At 75.4% G+C, this 14,108-nt stretch carries 9 protein-coding genes; 4 read left to right on the top strand and 5 right to left on the bottom strand.

All coding sequences use genetic code 11. The annotated features are described in order from the left end of the window. Positions 1 to 7: 7 nt before the first annotated feature. Together cobI and PATMI_RS0101320 are read right to left on the bottom strand one after the other, a co-directional pair. Positions 8 to 757 (bottom strand): precorrin-2 C(20)-methyltransferase, encoded by a 750-nt coding sequence (gene cobI, locus PATMI_RS0101325; RefSeq protein ID WP_026909557.1) that lies wholly within the window; start codon positions 755 to 757, stop codon positions 8 to 10. Positions 758 to 913: 156 nt separating this feature from the next. Further along, entirely contained in the window at positions 914 to 1,501 is a 588-nt protein-coding gene (locus PATMI_RS0101320; protein ID WP_026909556.1) for an LOG family protein, read from the bottom strand. Between the two features lie 310 nt (positions 1,502 to 1,811). Here PATMI_RS0101320 and PATMI_RS0101315 point away from each other — a divergent pair, with 310 nt between their 5' ends. Beyond that, positions 1,812 to 3,938: an MMPL family transporter gene (locus PATMI_RS0101315; protein ID WP_026909555.1), complete on the top strand. Its 2,127-nt coding sequence runs from the start codon at positions 1,812 to 1,814 to the stop codon at positions 3,936 to 3,938. Between the two features lie 213 nt (positions 3,939 to 4,151). On the opposite strand, the gene PATMI_RS36340 is transcribed toward PATMI_RS0101315, so the two are convergent. Both PATMI_RS36340 and PATMI_RS26430 read right to left on the bottom strand, forming a co-directional pair. Continuing rightward, a complete protein-coding gene (locus PATMI_RS36340) occupies positions 4,152 to 4,979 on the bottom strand; it encodes a C40 family peptidase (RefSeq protein ID WP_051470915.1) in 828 nt (275 codons plus the stop codon). Between the two features lie 330 nt (positions 4,980 to 5,309). Further along, positions 5,310 to 6,668, bottom strand: coding sequence for an MFS transporter (locus tag PATMI_RS26430; protein WP_051470914.1), 1,359 nt, complete (start codon positions 6,666 to 6,668; stop codon positions 5,310 to 5,312). Positions 6,669 to 6,685: 17 nt separating this feature from the next. On the opposite strand from PATMI_RS26430, the gene PATMI_RS0101300 reads away from it, so the two are divergent. The 3 genes from PATMI_RS0101300 to PATMI_RS0101290 all read left to right on the top strand — a co-directional run bounded on the left by PATMI_RS0101300 (position 6,686) and on the right by PATMI_RS0101290 (position 11,171). Then, a complete protein-coding gene (locus tag PATMI_RS0101300; RefSeq protein ID WP_026909554.1) occupies positions 6,686 to 7,336 on the top strand; it encodes a GntR family transcriptional regulator in 651 nt (216 codons plus the stop codon). A 142-nt stretch (positions 7,337 to 7,478) separates the two neighbouring features. Then, positions 7,479 to 10,070 (top strand): ATP-binding protein, encoded by a 2,592-nt coding sequence (locus PATMI_RS33575; protein WP_026909553.1) that lies wholly within the window; start codon positions 7,479 to 7,481, stop codon positions 10,068 to 10,070. Positions 10,071 to 10,115: 45 nt separating this feature from the next. Further along, a complete protein-coding gene (locus PATMI_RS0101290) occupies positions 10,116 to 11,171 on the top strand; it encodes an NAD-dependent epimerase/dehydratase family protein (RefSeq protein WP_026909552.1) in 1,056 nt (351 codons plus the stop codon). A gap of 18 nt (positions 11,172 to 11,189) precedes the next feature. On the opposite strand, the gene PATMI_RS36335 is transcribed toward PATMI_RS0101290, so the two are convergent. Continuing rightward, entirely contained in the window at positions 11,190 to 14,108 is a 2,919-nt protein-coding gene (locus PATMI_RS36335; protein ID WP_026909551.1) for a hypothetical protein, read from the bottom strand.

Raw genomic sequence — 14,108 nt, 5'->3', positions numbered from 1 at the left:
CCGGCGGTCAGATCGCGCGGCCGGTCTCGTCCTTCAGGCGGCCGCCGCGCTCGGTCGTGCGGGCCGGCGGGACGATGACCGTCGACAGGTACGGGCCGCGGCGCTCGGCGTCGGTGCCCGCGGCCTGGACCTCCTGGCCGTCGACGCCGAGGTGCTCGCCGTAGATCGCCTGCTCCAAGCGGCCCTCGTCGGCGAGGATCTCCCGGACGCGCGGCATGTGGCGGCCGCCCTTGTACGCGACGACGGTGTCGGAGCCCCGCAACGCCGCGCGGAGGACCTCCTCCCCGGCGGTCAGCGGCAGCAGCGTCAGCGACTCGTTGCCCTCGGTGAGGATCGCCCCGGACCGCGCGGCCAGGTCCTGCATCGCGGTGATCCCCGGGATCGTCTCGACGACGACGTCCGGGAGCAGCCCGCGGACCGTGTGGGCCATGTACGTGAACGTCGAGTACACGTTCGGGTCGCCCAGGGTGCAGAACGCGGCGGTGCCGCCCTCGCCGACGATCGCCGCGATCGCCGCGCCCGCGCGGTCCCAGTTCTCCTGGCGGAGCGACGCGTCGCGCATCGAGAACCCGAGCCGCTCGATCTTCGCCGGGTCGACGTGGGGCGCGACCACGTGCTCGGCGCGCCCGGTCTCGCCCGCCGCCTCGGTCACGGGGACGAACACGCGGTCCGCCCGCTCGAGCGCCTTCAGGGCCTTCAGGGTCAGGTGCTCGGGGTCGCCGGGACCCACGCCGATGCCGATCAGGAGGCCGCTCATGGGGGCCATCCTGACGGACGGCCTGGCCCGGACGGCGGGCGGTGGGCGTGCGGCGGTGCGTGGTGGATGGCCGGCGGGCGACGGGGCCCCCGGCCTGGTGCCTCTCGCGCCGCGGGGCGACGCGACCGACCACCGACGGCGACCCGCGCGCGCCGCTCAGCGCTCGTCGAGCTCCAGCCACTTCTGGACCGACGTCGGCCGCCAGGCCACCAGCCGCTCGAGCAGGGCGGCCGGGTCGGGGTCCAGCACGATCGCCGCGCGGTTCTCGGCGCGGAGGAAGCCGGCCACGACGGCGTGGTCGAGGAACGCGTCGAACGGGCCCCAGTAGCCGGCGCTGTCGAGCAGCCCGACCGGCTTGTGGTGGATCCCGAGCTGAGTCCACGTCGCGACCTCGACGAGCTCCTCGATCGTGCCGAGCCCGCCGGGGAGCGCGACGAACGCGTCGGCGCGCTCGGCCATCAGGGTCTTGCGCTCGTGCATCGTGTCGACGACGACGAGCTCCGTCAGGCCGCGGTGGGCGACCTCGCGCCGCTCGAGCCCGCCGGGGATGATCCCGACCGCCTCGCCACCGGCCTCGAGGACCGCGTCGGCGACGACGCCCATCAGCCCGGTCCGCCCGCCGCCGTAGACGAGCCCCGTCCCCTGCGCGGCCAGCAGCCCACCGAGCGCCCGCGCGGCGTCGGCGTGCGACGGGTCCGTCCCCGGGTTGGAGCCAGCGTAGACGCAGACGGTGCGGAAGGCCATCGGCCGATCGTGCCAGACGGTGCGACCGCGCCCGTCGTCGTGTCCGCCGAAGGGGGAACGGGCCGTCGGGCGCGTGGTGCGGCCGCCGTCCGGTGTGGTGCGCGCCACCGCCGGGCGGACGGGGCGATGCCGCCGTGCGGCATGAACCGGCCCGGATCGGGCAAGGTGGCAACGTGCTCCGCCCCGCGAGTCCTTCACCCGCCGCGGTCCCCGATCTCGCCGCGGCTCCCGGCCCCGCCGCGATGACCCGCCCCGCCGCGTACGCCGCCTCGACCGGCCCGACATGCATGCCCACCCCGGCGGCCCGCGCATGAGGCGCCTGAGCGACCTCGTCCTGGCCCGCCGGCGGGTCGTCGCCGCCGTCTGGGTCGTCCTGACCCTCGCCGGGGTCTGGGCCGCGAGCGGGATCGGCGACGCGCTGTCGCAGAAGTCCGACGCGCCCGGGAAGCCGTCGTTCCAGGCCAACCGGCAGATCGTGCAGGAGTACGGCAACGGCGGGACGGTCCCGGCGATCGTGCTCGTCGCGCGGCCCGAGCAGGGGCGCGCGGTGACCGACCCGGACGTCCGGGACGAGCTCCGCGAGGCGGTCGACCGCGTGAAGCGCGCCGTCCCGCGGGCCCGGGTCGTCGCGAGCTCGGGGGCGACGGGGGAGGGCCTGGACGCCGCGGACGGCCGGGCGTCGGTGGCCTACGTCTTCCCGCCCGTCAGCCGGCAGAAGCCCGACGAGAACCCGCAGGCGCTCGCGGCGGTCCGCCGGGTCGCCGCGAAGACCGAGGTCGGCGGCCGGCCGCTGCTCGTCACCGGGACCGAGGCGCTGTCGGACGACTCCGGCGGCGGTGGCGCGGGCCTCCTCGTGGAGACGCTCGTCGGCGGGCTCGGCGCGCTGCTCGTGCTCGCGTGGGTCTTCGGCTCGGCGCTCGCGTTCGTGCCGCTGCTCGTCGCCGCGGTCTCGATCCTCACGACGTTCCTGCTGCTCCGGATCCTCGCCGCACTGACCGAGGTCTCGTTCGTCGTGCAGTTCCTCGTCGGCCTGATCGGGCTGGGCGTGGCGATCGACTACTCGCTGCTCGTCGTCTTCCGCTGGCGGGAGGAGCGCGCCGCCGGCCGCGACGGCGAGGACGCCGTGCGCGCGGCGATGGGGACCGCGGGCCGGGCGGTCGCGGTGTCGGGCATCACGGTCGCGATCGGCCTGCTCGCGCTCGTCGTCGTCCCCGTGCCGTTCATCCGCTCGATCGGCTTCGGCGGGCTGCTGATCCCGATCGTCTCCGTCGTCGCGGCGCTGACCCTGCTGCCCGTGCTGCTGACCGGGGTGGGGGAGCGGCTCGACCGGCGGTGGGCCGGCCGGCACGCGGCCGGCGACGCGGGGGACCCGACCGTCTCGCCCGGCTGGACGCGCTGGGCGACCTTCGTCGTGCGCCGTCGCTGGCCGGCAGCGCTCGCCGGGCTGCTCGTCCTCGGGATCCTGGCGGGCGTCGCGACGACTCTGCGGCCGGGACAGCCGTCGGTCGACGCGCTGTCGGCCGGCGGCGACGCCCGGACGGCGCTCCGGCAGCTCGAGCGCTCCGGCCTCGGCTCGGGCGCCCTGACGCCGATCGAGGTCGTCTCGAGCGCCGAGGCACAGAGCGGCGTCGCGCAGGAGCTGCGCGGGATCGACGGGATCCGCGGGGTGCTGACCCCGGTCGACCCGTCGTGGCAGAAGGGCGACACCGCGATGACGGTGGCGCTCCCGAAGGGCGACTCGGCGTCGGACGAGGGCCGCGCCACGCTCGACCGCGTCCGCGACGCCGCGAAGGACTCGGGGGCGATCGACGGCCGCGTCGGCGGGCCCGCCGCCCAGGACCGGGACCTGACCGAGGCGATCTACTCATCGTTCCCGCTGATGGTGCTGCTGATCGCGGTGATCACGTTCGTGCTGCTGGCGCGGGCGTTGCGCTCGGTCCTGCTGCCATTGAAGGCGATCCTCCTGAACGTGCTCTCGGTCGGCTCGTCGTTCGGGATCGTGGTGCTCGTCTGGCAGCACGGCTGGGGGTCGGAGCTCATCGGCTCGGTCCCGGCGACCGGGTCGATCACGACCTGGGTGCCGCTGGCGATCTTCGCGTTCCTCTACGGCCTCTCGATGGACTACGAGGTCTTCATCCTCAGCCGGATCCGCGAGGAGTGCGACCGCACCGGCTCAACCGACGAGGCCGTCGTCGCCGGGCTGGGCCGGACGGGACGCCTGGTGACGAGCGCCGCGCTGATCCTCTTCCTCGCGTTCGTCGCCCTCGGCGCGGCGCCGAACACCGAGATCCGGATCCTCGCCACCGGCCTGGCGGCGGGCATCCTGCTCGACGCGACCGTGGTCCGGGCGTTCGTCGTCCCGGCGCTCGTGACGCTCTTCGGCCGCGCGAACTGGTGGCTGCCGGACGCGCTGGCGCGGCGGTGGGGCGGGCGGTAGGCGGGGCGGGCCCCGGCGGGGGAGGGTGCCGCGGATCCCTGCCGCCGGAAGGCGACGATCCGCAGCGACACGCGAGGCCGCGAGCGGACGGCGGGCGGTCCCGCCGCCCGCCCGCGCCGGCCCTACAGGCCTACCGCCCGCCCGCGCCGGCCCTACAGGCCTACCGCCCGCCCGCGCCGGCCCTACAGGCCTACCGCCGGCCCGCGCCGGCCCCTACAGGCCCGGCGGGTGGCGGACGGTGAAGCCGCCGGTGCCGCGGAGGTTCGCGTTCCAGCGGCTGCCGAAGACGCCGGACCGGCCGCTGGTGTCGTACCGGGTGCCCGCGACGTACATGAAGACGTGGCCCTCGTTGGCGAAGATCGTGACCCAGCGGCCCGGGCCGGGCTCGCCCCACTTCGCGAGCTCGCCCGACGTCATGGGTGCGTCGACGAGACCGGCACCCGCCAGGGCGTAGCTGACCGAGCCGGAGCAGTCGTAGGCGGTGTCGACGAACGAGCCGTGGCCGCCGCCGTAGACGTACGGGAAGCGGGCGATCGCGTTGGCGCTGCCGATGATCGCGGCGACGGCGGCCGGGGCGTTGGCCGGCGTCTTCGCGTTGCCGCCGGGCGTCAGGTCGAGCGGGCCGGACGGCCCGGCCTTCGCGGCGGCCTTCGCGGCCTCCTTCTGGACCTGCTTCATCTCGCCCAGCTCGGCGCGGATCTCCGCGTCGGACGGGGCGCCGGGGGAGATGCCGTTCTCCGCGTTCTCGGCCTGCGCCGCCTGGGACTTCTTGGCGTTCTTCTCGCCGGCCGTCTCGGGCGTCGGGGCGGCTGGGCCGCGCTGCTGGCCCTCGGGCAGCGGGGAGGCCTCGCCGGCCTCCGCGTCGTCGGGCCGGGAGACGGCCACGAGGTTCGGCGTCTCGCGCTTCACCACGGCCGCCGGCTTCGATGAGTCGTCCTTGCCGCCCCCGCAGCCGGCGATCCCACCGGCCGCGACGACCGCCGACACCGCGGCGATCGAGGTGCGGGCGAACGCGGTGCTGCGGCGTCGTCCTCGTTCCATGCTCGCGATGCTACGGATCCCGCGCCGTTCCGGTCGAGCGTCACACAACGGATGGGCGCCGACTCCCACGTGGACGGTCGGGGCGCGGGCGTCGTGGGCCACGCCCGGGAGCCCGGAGCGATGCGCCGATGGCCCGTCCGACGGGTCGACGCCGCATCGGTGGGCGCGGGACCCGCCGGTGATGCGCGAATGGCCCGCATGTCGGGCCGACGCCGCATCGGTCGGCGCGGGACCCGCCGGTGATGCGCGAATGGCCCGCATGACGGGCCGACGCCGCATCGGTCGGTCCGTGCGCGGCCCGTCGCCGCCCGCGGCTGTCCGCCCCGCCGGTCAGTCGCCCGTCGCCCCGACCGACGACCCGTGCGCCCGCGCGACCGGCTGCCCCGGATCGCGGGTCAGGAGCAGCCCGATCAGCCCGATCGCCGCGAAGGCCAGGACGGGGAGCATCGCGTGCTGGGTGGCGACGGCCCCGTGGTCGCCGTCGCCGAGGAGGCGGCCGATCAGGAGGGAGCCGATCACCGCCGCCGAGAATCCGCCGCAGTTGACGAGGGCCCCTGCGCTGGCGCTGGCGGCGGCGGGCGCGGCGCGGCGCGCGATCTCGAACGCCAGCATGGCCCCGCCGGCCGCGAAGCCCGTCACGAGCAGGCAGGCGAGGAGGACGCCGCGCGGGAGCTCGGCGCCGGGCCAGAGGAGGAGGACCGCCCACGCCGTGGTGGCGGCCGCGGGGCACAGGAGCGCCGCGACGCGCTGGCGTCGAGCGTCGGAGCCCACCGCGAGCGCGATCAGCGGACCGCTGACCGCGAACGCGATCGAGCCGCCCAGGAGGTAGCTCGCGGCCGTCGCCTTGCTCATCGCCTGCGCGTCGGTCATGTACGGCACGCCCCAGATCGCGGCCATGATGAGGAACGGGGAGAGCGCGCCCATGTGCAGGAAGAACCCCTGTCGGGTGGCGGGGCGCCGCCACGCCGCCGCGAGGGTCGCGAGCACCGGTTCGTGACGGGGCGTGGCGGGCCCCGCGGCGTCGTCGGCGATGCCCCCGGACGCCGACGGGGGGCGGTCGTCGCCGGCCCCGTCCGGCGGGACCGGCGGACGGTCCCGCACCAGGGCGAGCGGCACGAGCGCCAGGACCGCCGTGAGCCCGCCGACCACGAGGAACGTCCCCGCCCACCCCAGGTGACGCAGCCCGAGCTCCAGCGGCACGGTCGACACGAGCTGTCCGACCGCTCCGGCGAAGCCGATCAGCGCCGTCAGCATCGTCTGCATGCGCGACGGGAACCACGCGTGGGCGAGGCGCAGGACGTTCAGGAACGTCAGGGCGTCGCCGATCCCGACGAGGCCACGCCCGACGAGCCCCAGCGGCATCGAGTGGGCGACCGCGAACAGGATCTCGCCCAGCGCCATGATCCACAGTCCGATCGCCAGGGTGCGCCGCGGGCCGAAGCGGTCGGCGAGCAGTCCCGCCGGCACCTGCATCACGAGGTAGAGGACGAGCTGCAGCGAGGTGAAGACCCCGAGTGCGCCGACCGCGACGCCGAAGCGCTCGGCCGCGTCGCTGCCGGCGACCCCGAGGGCCATCCGGTGCAGCATCGCGATCAGGTACGCGGACGACCCGACGACGAAGACGATCCACGCGCGGCGAAGGGCGGGTGGCCCGGAGTCGGGCGTGGACGTGCGGACCGCTTGTTGCATCTATGATGTATCTAAGCATGGTGGAGACGACCGGCATCACCCCCTCGGCCTCCCGCCGGGTCTACGAGCACGTCAAGCGGCGGCTGGTCGACGGGTCCCTGGAGGACGGCGTCCTCCTCAGCGAGGGGGCGGTCGCGGACGAGGTCGGCGTCAGCCGCACCCCGGTCCGCGAGGCGTTCCTGCTGCTCGAGGGCGAGGGCCTCCTCGCGCTGTACCCGAAGCGCGGGGCGCTCGTGCTGCCCGTCGGCGCCCGCGAGGCCCGAGACATGTACGACGCCCGGGCCCTCGTCGAGGGCGACGCGGTGCGCACGGTGCTCGCCCGGCCGCGCGACGCCGCCCTGCTCGCCGACCTGCGCGGCATCGTGGCCGAGCAGCGGCACCTGCAGGCCTCGGACGACCTCGTCGCGGCGGCGGAGGCGGACCGCCGGCTCCACCGCGCGTGGGTCGCGGCGGCGGGCAACCAGGTGCTCCTGCGCTTCTTCGACGGCCTCAGGGACCGTCAGGACCGCGTCACCGTCGCGACGATGCGGCGCGGTGGCGGCCTGCCCGCGGAGCTGGTCGACGAGCACGAGGCGATCGTCGACGCGGTCGACGCCCGCGACGTCGACCGGGCGGTCGCGCTGCTGGCCGCCCACCTCGACCGGGCGCGGGTGGCGGGGGAGGGCTGAGCGGCGCCGGGAGTCGCTCCGGCCCGCGGTCCCGCGACCCGCAGAGCGTGCGTGGTGGCGCCCACGACCGGCCGTCCGGATCACCCCGGGTGAATCGCGGCCCGCGGCGGACGACGGGCGATCCGGCTGGGATGCTCCCCCCGTGGACGACACCGCCGGCGCCGCCGAGGCCGCGCACCCTCCGCGCCGCGACCGCACGCTCCCGTCGCTCCGGCGGCTGCTCGCGCTCCTCCTCGGCGCGCTGGCCCTGCTCGTCGCGGCGCTCATCGTCGTCGCGTCGATGCAGCTCCGCGGCGCCAGCTCCCAGACCCGTGCGGAGAACCGGCGCACGCAGTCGTTCGTGCTGGCCGACGGCGTCCGCCAGAGCTCGAACGACCTCACGAACATGGTGCGGCTGTACGTCGCGAGCGGCCGGCCCCGCTATCGCGCCTACTACGAGGACATCCTCCGGATCCGGGCGGGCACCGCCCCGCGGCCGCTCGACTACGACAGCTCGTTCTGGGACCGGGTCCTCGCGGAGGGGACCGGGTTCGTGCGCTACGGGCCGAAGCAGTCCCTGACCTCGCAGCTGCGCGCCGCGGAGTTCGCGCCCGCCGAGTTCCGCGCGCTGCAGGCCTCGCTCGACGCCTCCGAGGTCCTCGCCCGGACCGAGGGCTCCGTGATGACGCGGGTCGGCCGGCGGATCGCGCGCGGCGTCGACGCCGGGTACCGCTCAGACGTCCAGCCGCAGTACCAGCGGCTGATCGACCCGGCGTACCTCCGTGCCAAGGGCAGGATCATGCGGTCGATCCGCCGCTTCACGGACCTCGTGGCGGCACGGACGACGCGCGAGGTCGACCGGGCGCGGGACCACAACGAGCGCCTGGTCGGCATCGAGATCCTCGTGCTCGTCCTGCTCGTCCTCGTCGGTGCGGCGGCGCTGGTCCTGCTGACCCGGCTCGTCCTGCGCCCGCTCGACCGCCTGGCGGGCGCGACCCGGCGGATCGCCGGCGGCGACTACGCGCACCGCGCCGAGGTCCACGGCGTCTCGGACCTCGAGCGCGTCGCGGGGTCGTTCAACGCCATGGCCGTCGCGATCGAGGCGGACGTCGGGGCCCGGGAGCGCGCCGAGCAGGAGGCCGTGCTGGCCCGCGAGTCCGCCGACCACGCCAACCGCGCGAAGTCGACGTTCCTCGCCGCGATGAGCCACGAGCTGCGGACCCCGATGATCGGCGTGACGGGCATGCTCGAGGTGCTCTCCCGCGGCGACCTGACGCCGTCACAGCGCCAGATGGTCGCCACGGCCGACAGCTCGGCGCGGTCGCTGCTGCAGATCGTCGGCGACATCCTCGACCTGTCGAAGATCGAGGCCGAGCGGCTGGAGCTCGACCCCGCGACGGTCGACGTGCGCGAGATCGTCCGCGCCTGCGTCGACACGTTCGTCCACACCGCCTCGTCGAAGGGCCTGCTGCTGACCGGCGACGTCGAGGAGCGGCTCGCCCCGGCGCACGTCGCGGATCCGCTGCGGCTGCGGCAGATCATCGGGAACTTCCTCTCCAACGCGGTGAAGTTCACGCAGGTCGGCGGGATCGAGGTCCACGTCCGCGTGACCGGCGCGGAGCCGGGCGTCCAGACCGTCGAGGTCGCCGTCAGCGACACCGGCATCGGGATCGACGCCGAGCAGCAGCAGCGGCTGTTCGCGGAGTTCGCGCAGGCCGAGAGCTCGACGAGCCGCCGCTACGGCGGGACGGGCCTCGGCCTGGTCATCGCCAAGCGCCTCGCGGTCCTGATGGGCGGCGACGTCACGATGGAGAGCGCCCCCGGCGAGGGCACGACGATGCGGCTCGTCGTCCCGCTCGCGCTGGGGGACCCGGCGCTCGTCGAGCACACGGCCGGCGGCCCGGTGGCGGGCGCACCGACGAGCCGGGCGCTGCCGTCCCGCGAGGCCGCGTTGCAGGAGGGCAGCCTGCTGCTGCTCGTCGAGGACCACCCGGTCAACCGCACGGTGCTCGTCCACCAGCTGGAGACGATCGGCTTCCGGGCGGACGTCGCCGTCGACGGGCAGGAGGGCCTCGAGCGCTTCCGTGACGGGGGCTACGCGCTCGTCCTCACCGACCTGAACATGCCGCGGATGGACGGGCTCGCGCTCGCGGTCGCGATCCGCGAGGACGAAGCCGCGGCGGGTGCGGGGCGCACGCCGATCGTCGCACTGACCGCCAGCGTGATGACCGGCGAGCCGGAGCGGGCGCGGGCGGCGGGGATGGACGACTTCGCCGCGAAGCCGACGACGATCCCGTTCCTCGCGGGCAAGCTGCGCGAGTGGCTGCCGGCGCTCGACTGGACGGCCGCGGAGGCACCCGACGACGACCCGGCGACGGGGGACGGCGGCGAGCAGGCCGGCCCGGCGGGCCCGATCGACCCGAGCGTCCTGGCCGAGCTCACCGGCGGTGACGAGGAGCTCGCCGCCGACGTCCTCCGCGAGTTCCTGGTGACCACGCGCGACGACCTCGAGGCGATGCGTGGATCGCTCGCCGCACGCGAGGCGGTCGACGTCCGCGCACGGGCCCACCGCGTCCGCGGCGCCGCGCGCGCGGTCGGGGCGGGGCACCTCGCCGACCGCGCCCAGCAGCTCGAGAGCCTCGCGGCCCTGGGGTCGGAGGAGTGGCCGCGCTTCGCCGAGCTGCTCGACGAGCTCGGCGTCGCGCTGGACGAGGTGGTCGCGGAGGTCGAGGGCGGCCGACGCGACTCCCGGTAGCTTCTCGGCGGACACGACCGACGGACGAGGAACGACATGACGCAGATCGACGCCGACGCACCGGTGCTCGTGACCGGGGCCAGCGGGTACGTCGCCAGCTGGATCGTGAAGGACCTGCTGGAGCAGGGACGGACCGTGCGGGCGACCGTCCGCGACCCGGACAAGGCGAGCGGCCTCGAGCACCTGCACGAGCTCTCGGCCGCCCACCCCGGGAAGCTCACCCTCCACGCCGCCGACCTGCTGGCCGACGGGAGCTTCACCGTCGGGATGGAGGGCTGCCAGCTCGTGATCCACACGGCGTCCCCGTTCCTGGTCGGCAAGGTGAAGGACCCGCAGGAGCAGCTGATCCGCCCCGCGCTCGAGGGCACGCGGAACGTGCTGGCGAGCGTCGACGCCACGCCGTCGGTGCGGCGCGTGGTCCTGACCAGCAGCGTCGCCGCGATCTACGGCGACAACGTCGAGATGCGTGGCCGCGGCCCGTTCACCGACCAGGACTGGAACACGACCAGCAGCGAGACCCACCAGCAGTACTCGTACTCCAAGACGGTCGCCGAGCGGGCCGCCTGGGAGATCGCCGGGAAGCAGGACCGCTGGGACCTCGTGACGATCCACCCCGGCCTGGTGCTGGGGCCGTCGCTGACGACGGCCAGCAAGTCCGGGTCGATGACCACGATGCGGCACTTCGTGGACTTCTCGCTGACCTTCGGCGCCCCGGGCCTGACGCTCGGCGTCGTCGACGTGCGGGACGTCGCGCAGGCCCACGTGCGGGCCGGGGACACGCCGGAGGCGACCGGCCGCTACATCGTCAACGCGGACACGCTCAGCCTGCTGCAGATCGGGAGGATCCTGCGGTCCGCGTTCGGTCCGCGCCCGTCGTTCCCGCTGTTCCAGGCGCCGAAGAAGGTCATCGAGCTGGCCGCCCCGGCCGCCGGCCTCACGCGCGAGTTCGTGAAGAGGAACATCGGCCGTCCGCTCGCGTTCGACAGCTCCCGCACCGTGCGGGAGCTCGGCGTCGCGTTCCGGCCGGCACGCGACTCGGTCGTCGAGCACTACCAGCAGATGATCGACGACGGGCTGGCGAAGGGGCGGGCCCGCGGGTAGGCGCGGGCCGGCGTCCGATCAGCCCGGGAAGACGACCGACACGACGGCGCCGTCGCCCGGCACCCGGGCGACGCCGTCCTCGTCCAGCGGCACGCCGTCCACGGCGTCGCCCGGCGTCTCGAGGTGCGCGTCCAGCGCCACCGAGTCGTCCTCCTCGGTGATCCGGTGGACCCAGACGGCGAGCTCCGACGACGCCCGCCGGCCCGCCTCGGCGGGGCCGCCGGGCATGAACGTGGCCCGCCGCAGGCCGTCGAGGTCCGCGACCGGCCCCTGCGCCCCCTCGAGGTGGACCGACGTCCCGTCGGCGTAGTCGAGCGCGACGGCGACGTTCCCGGGCCGTCCGGCGTCGACGGCGTGGAACGTCGTGGTACCCGATGCGTCGTCGTGCCGGAGCTCGATCGTCGCCCCGGGTCGGAACGCGCCGCCACGGACCATCGACCACGTCATGACGAGGGCGAGCGCGACGACGCCCAGCGCGGTGATCCGGCGCGGGAGGTCGTCCCAGAGCACGAGCCCGTGCAGCGCCACCGCCGCCAGCGAGAAGCCGTAGACCGCACCGAGCACCCAGCGCTGCGCGGGCACCCGGTAGCCCCACCCGAGGAGCTCGCCCCGGTTGCGGCCGGCGAGGTTCAGGAGCACCGGGAACACCCCGGCCAGCAGGGCGACCACGACGACGCCGAGGACGCTCAGGACGTCGGCCAGCGAGATCTCGCCGGCGAGCGACTGCCAGACGGCGCCGGCGAAGACCACGACCACGGGGGCGACACCGGCCGCCAGACGGGCGCGATCGCCGGACAGCCGGTCCCGGACCGCCTCCGCGAGCGCGCCGCGTCGGCCGGGGGCGGGGAGGCCGGTCGGGGGCGCCGCTCCGGCCGCCGGCCGCGCGGGTCCCTCCGCCTCGTCGCCCGGACCGTCGAGGAGTCCCAGGAGCTCGACCGGCAGCCGCGCCGGGCGTCTGCGCCCCGGCCGCGCCCCGAACCGCCGACCGTCGCCGGCCCCCCAGGTCGTGATCAGACCGGCGTCCGTCAGCCGCTCCAGCCGCTCCGCGGCCACGGACGGCTCGACGCCCTCGTGCGCGGCGACGTCGGCCACCGTCGACTCCGGGTGCCGCAGCAGCCAGGCGACGATCGCGGCGTCCTCGTCCGTCGCGGCGAGCAGGTCGGTCAGGGATGCGGCCGACGTGTCGTACGCGCCGTCGTAGCGGAGCCGCATGGTGGTCCGGACCTCGAACCGGACGTCGTGCTCCGTCGCCGCGAGGATCGTCAGCTCGAGCGCGGCGCCGGAGCCGAGCTCCGCGAGCGGGGCTGCCGTCAGTGGGGACCACCGCGTGCCTGCCGTCGCCACGCCGCTGCGGACGCGGCCGTCGGCGCCCTCGGCCTCGACCCGGAAGCGCGCACCGGCCGACGAGCGACCCTCGTAGGTCAGCGCGATCCGCGTCCTGTCGGCCCCGCGCCCGGCGAGCACGGCGCGCGCACCCCGGCGGGGCAGGACGAGCGTCCGGGGACCGCGCGCCGGGAGCCGCTCCTGCACGAGGTAGAACAGCGCCAGGCCCGAGTGGATCGACGCCATGCCCATCCCGAGGACGACGAGGATCCCGCCGAACGCGAGGACCGCCGGGCCGGCCTGGTCCGACAGCGGCTCCAGCGCCGTGCCGGTCTCGCGCGCCAGCGTCCCCGGCGACACCGCGCCGGTCACGGCCAGCACGAACAGGACGTAAAGCACGATCGCGGTCAGCTGCGCGGCGACGACCCCGCGCATCAAGGACCCGCCGCTCGGGTCCCGTGCGAGCACGACGCGGGCGCAGTTGCTCACGGAGAGGTGCCCGAAGTACGCCGTGAAGGTCACGCCGAAGACGAGCCCGAGCGACGTGACGTCCGACCCGTTCCCGCTCACGAACGGCAGGTCGACGTGCGAGAGGTTCCCCGGGTCGAGGTGCCAGAACGCGAGCCCGCTGATCGCGAGGATCAGGGCGATGTTGATCGCGCCGACCACCAGCGCGGACGTCACGGTCGCGTCGATCGACCCACGGCGGAGGTACCAGAGCTCGACCGCGAACATCAGGGTGACCCAGACGAGCTCGTGCGCCCCGAACGCGCTCGAGAGCGTGCTGGAGACCCCGATGTAGTCGGCCTCCATCCCGAGCAGGCAGATCGCCACGAGGCCTGCGGTCAGCACGAACGCGCCGGTCCGGCCGAGCAGGTCGGTCACCACCCGGCCGATGTAGGCGTCGCCGAAGCGCATCGTCCTCGTCCGCGTCAGGGCGTCGGCCATCAGCGCCACCGTGAGGACGTTGACCAGCCCGAGGACGACGAGGATCCCGATCGCCGGCATCGGCCCGACGGCGGCCACCGCGATCGGGAGCGCGACGATCGTCGAGCCGACCGTCTCGGTCAGCGTCAGGGCGTAGGCGGTCCAGAACGGAGAGAGCCGGTCGAAGCGCGCGGTCGTCGCGGCCGCGACCCACCGCCGGCGCTCGCGGATGCTCGTCCGCGGGGCGAAGACGGAGTCGACCGGCCGGTCGTACAGGGCCGCGAAGGCGTCGGCCACGCGCGGGTCGTCGAGCCCGAGGGCCGTCCGGATCCCGGGCACGCGCTCGCGGGGCAGCGGGTGCTTCTCCCCCAGCCGGTGGGCGAGCGCTGCCTGCACGCGCGGGTTGCGCGGCACGAGCGCCGCCCACTCCCGTGCGTGGAGCTCGAGGTCCTGGACCGTCGGCCGGCGCGGGGGCTCGCGGCCGAGGGCGAAGGCCTCGACGTAGGCGAGCTCCCGGCGTTCCGCCGCCTCCCGCCCGGCGAGGCGCCGCATCGCCTGCCGCGACCGGGCGGCGAGCCGCGCGGTGCGTCCCTCGATCAGGAAGAGGACCGTCGCGGCCCGGCGCTCGGGCAGGCCGGAGAGCAGGCGCTCGCGGTCGAAGAGCTCGTCGAACGCGTCGGCGGGCAC

This window comes from Patulibacter minatonensis DSM 18081 (assembly GCF_000519325.1).
Lineage (GTDB): Bacteria > Actinomycetota > Thermoleophilia > Solirubrobacterales > Solirubrobacteraceae > Patulibacter > Patulibacter minatonensis.
This window is presented reverse-complemented; position numbering and strand designations above follow the sequence as displayed.